The organism is Bacteroides sp. 1001302B_160321_D4 (genome assembly GCF_015667765.1).
Taxonomy (GTDB): domain Bacteria; phylum Bacteroidota; class Bacteroidia; order Bacteroidales; family Bacteroidaceae; genus Bacteroides; species Bacteroides xylanisolvens.
On the sequence record NZ_JADPLO010000135.1, the window covers coordinates 1 to 3529 of the forward strand.

Below are 3529 nucleotides of genomic sequence, written 5' to 3' on the forward strand. Positions count from 1 at the left end.
TTTTGCAAAGGTAGTCAAAAATAGAAATATTCGGTAATAAAAACACGCAGCTTTGGAGAAAGTTAGTAATGCTGACCTTTCTTATATTTCCTTTATTTCCTTAGATGAACCATCTTCTGCCAGTTCTTTAATCTCTTTATTCAAAAACACAGAAAGTACAGTTCTTACTACAACAACTCCGCCCAAGATTGCCAGCTCATCCAAAGTAGGATCAACTACAGTTTTCAGAATGTCGGATGCGATTAGAAATTCCAGTCCCAGCAAAAGGTAACTGCCGAAATCTGCTCTAAGCTGCCGGATATTATTAATGGTATAAGTTCCGTTGAACCGTTTTATCTCATTGCGCAGGAAGGCAACGAAACCAACGAGCACACCATAGGTCACAATCAGTAGACTGATGACACTGATGATAGTGGCGAGTGTATTTAAGAATGTGAGTAGCATTGTTGTATAATGTTTAGTATCTGTTATATAAACAAGCGAAGTTGTATATTAGTTCTCAAATAGATCTTTCGTTAGGATTGAGTTCTCAATCTAATTTGTGTATCAATAAAATACAAATCTCCATCTATTCCATAAAGTACATTATTGGGGACAGCGTCAAACACTTCGTAATCATTATTATGAAATTCATCTATGTAGTCCATTTCAAAACCAAGTGCTTCCATATAAACAATAATTTCATCTTCTGTAGCTTCACGTTCTGCTAATATATAAGGTTGTGTGAGGACGGCGCAGAACTCTTGTTGGCTGTTATAAGAGAAACCTATCATTTGATAGGGAACATTGCCAAAGAACTTGTTGTGTGCAGCAATGCGGATGAAGAAGTTCTCCAAATCATCGCCTGCGTACTCAAAGTTGTTCAGCTTTACAACTATATCTTCATTTCCTGTATAGACTTCATTTTCTCCACCTTTACTTAAGAATTCTATATTCAAATTAGAGGGGGAAATCCATAAATTGTCTGAATTGGCAAATGAAATTAGCTCTTCAATTTGCCTTCTCTTATAGCTTTCTGTTGGTCCAAACGTTCTTGTTGCTTCTTCTTTTCTTCTAATGAGGCTGGCTGCTTGCTCCATAATGCTATTGACTTGCGAGTACGCTCTATCCATTGCTTGTGAAATTCGTTGATGTATTCCATAATTTAATTGATTATGAGTTTATGCAAATATAGTTATTTGGTTTATTTCCAAGAAAATTTAGTTGATAAATTGTATTTATTTTATTCGCTATTAATGTGAAGTAGACTTTAATATCATGTCTTTCCTTTTGAAATTAATAATGGAATGTATTCTTTAATGGTTCCAATAGTCTTTTTGTGAAGAATATGCTACAAAAATATAGTCTAGATTACCACAGATAAATGTGAATTTATTAGTTGAAAACGATTTACTTTGTACGTTATAAACTTACATTATAAATAAATGGATAAAGAACATATTTCAAGAGATGCTTTTTTTGCAATCTATGACTTTTTAGATAATGATAATGGGCCACGATGTCTTATAGATGAATTAGATGGTTTCAGATACTATTTTTGTAGTTCATCTTGGATTGAACGTGCTACATTAGATGTTTTTTCAAATGGAGTTTATTTGGGTGAAGTTGACTCTAACCACAGAAGACATGGGATTGGTGTATATGTTTTTAATAATGGAGGCATTTATCTGGGAGAATGGTCTCAGGGTGAGAGAGGTGGTAGGGGCTTTTATTATTCCGGCGGACAAGTATTCTGGGGTGAATGGAGTGCCGGAGAAAAGGACGGAAGAGGACATATTTGGCAAGTGAACTACGAATCGGAAGGGATTTATGCAAAAGGACGCGAGAAAACCAATATGTATACACGAACTCCACAAGGGTATAAACGCGGAGGAAATAGTAATAGTAGTTCTAGCTCTTCTGGTGGCTGTTGCGGATTAATCGTGGGAGGAATTATAATCTTTATGATATTGAAATTTATAGGTTGTGTATGATAATATAGGCGTGTACATGTTTTTTTGTAAACACATTTTTGTACTGCGTCAATTATAGCTTATATCAATAATAGAGAGCTTCCTAATAAATAATAAAAACTACGAGAGAAATCCCGTAGTTTTTTATTTGCATAATTAAATGAAGAGTCTAAAAGCTTTTTTAGCTCTGTTTTTTTAACCTCCTACGATACCTGAACAGTTTGCGCAAAATTCACAACCTATATTACAAATCTCGTTTTCTACTTTTGCTATAGCTTCTTCATTTTGTTTGAGTAGCATTTCAGCTTGTTGAATTAAATTTTCCATATAATTTATTTTTTAATTAATACTAGGAGGTATATAACCTCCGATTTTATTTTTATTGAAATATAAGTCTTTGATGTGTTTATAACATTCTACAGCTGCTTTTAGTGACAATAATTCATAGTTGGTGAGTTGCTCCTTCTTCGTATAGTATCTTATTTGGAATTCAGAAATGGTTTGTGCTTCTATTAATCGGAGATGGCACATACCTTTATCTCTACGACTAATATGTTTACGCTGAGAATAATTATATCCATAGCATGTCTTGCAAATTTTTAAAGCTGAACAGTGTTGACATTCTTGATCGATTAATTGTGTAGGGTCGCTCCAATCGATATTATTGATATCTTTTAAAACATTTTGATTCCCATGTACCATAGGTAGAAATAAATGACAAGGATATGAAGTTCCATCTGTGTCGTATATTGCGATTGTTGTTCCTATCCCACAATTTTTACGTGGAATTATATCATCTATTCTTGGCTCTAAGTACTCTTTGAAAAGAAAGTTGAAAGGATGTTCTATATGTTTGTCTGGATGTGTTAAGAAATAATTTCCAATAGTTTCTAATTCTTTTTTGTATATATTTATATCATTATCTTCCCAAATTTGTCCTTCCGCTAAAGAACTTGCAATTCTATATCCTTTTTCATATAAAGAGATAACTCCTTCTGCATAATGTCGAAGTGTGTCGTGAGAAAGAGTTAGTTTGAAATAAGAATTTGGCCATGTTTCTTTAACAAAGGCTATAGGGAGTGTGGATATATGGCATCCTCTATTTTTTTCTTGCATGGTTTCTGTGCCATCAACTGATATGACAAGTCTAAAATCTTCTTTTCTTCTAATTAGCCATTGCTTTATTTCGTCAGTTAGCAATGTTCCGTTAGTTGTAATTTGGAAAATGTAATTAAAGGATGGGGCTATTATTTTTACCCATTCATATATATCTTTAATTAGTGCGAAGTTTGTAAAGGGTTCTCCACCAAAAAGTTCGATGGCTAATCGTGTGTCCTTTCGAGCTTTTTTTGAATAAAGATTAAATTCTTTTTCTAATATTTCTTTTGCTATTTGAAAAGACATTTTTTTATTTGATTTATGTTTTTCAAAACAGTAGACACAATTGAGATTACATATATGTGTTATCATCAATGTGCATACTCTATTTGTTTTTATTGACTGACTGTTGGATAAAGAATTTTCCATATTTCTTTTTTTATAGATTTACTTGATTTATTAGTGCATAGAATATTTTG

Annotated in this window: 5 protein-coding genes; 1 reads left to right on the top strand and 4 read right to left on the bottom strand. The window is 32.8% G+C overall.

The genetic code is table 11. The annotated features are described in order from the left end of the window. Positions 1 to 81: 81 nt before the first annotated feature. Both KFO40_RS25365 and KFO40_RS25370 read right to left on the bottom strand, forming a co-directional pair. Positions 82 to 444: a DUF1622 domain-containing protein gene (locus tag KFO40_RS25365; protein WP_061448521.1), complete on the bottom strand. Its 363-nt coding sequence runs from the start codon at positions 442 to 444 to the stop codon at positions 82 to 84. A 71-nt stretch (positions 445 to 515) separates the two neighbouring features. Further along, positions 516 to 1112, bottom strand: coding sequence for a hypothetical protein (locus KFO40_RS25370; protein WP_211146931.1), 597 nt, complete (start codon positions 1110 to 1112; stop codon positions 516 to 518). Between the two features lie 312 nt (positions 1113 to 1424). Here KFO40_RS25370 and KFO40_RS25375 point away from each other — a divergent pair, with 312 nt between their 5' ends. Continuing rightward, positions 1425 to 1973 carry a hypothetical protein gene (locus KFO40_RS25375; protein WP_211146932.1) on the top strand — a complete coding sequence of 183 codons (549 nt, stop codon included), beginning with the start codon at positions 1425 to 1427 and terminating at the stop codon, positions 1971 to 1973. Between the two features lie 174 nt (positions 1974 to 2147). On the opposite strand, the gene KFO40_RS25840 is transcribed toward KFO40_RS25375, so the two are convergent. Further along, positions 2148 to 2279, bottom strand: a complete 132-nt coding sequence (locus KFO40_RS25840; RefSeq protein WP_262896095.1) for a hypothetical protein — start codon at positions 2277 to 2279, stop codon at positions 2148 to 2150. A gap of 12 nt (positions 2280 to 2291) precedes the next feature. Next, complete coding sequence (locus KFO40_RS25380) at positions 2292 to 3479, bottom strand: radical SAM protein (RefSeq protein ID WP_211146933.1); 1188 nt, start codon at positions 3477 to 3479, stop codon at positions 2292 to 2294. Positions 3480 to 3529: the final 50 nt, after the last annotated feature.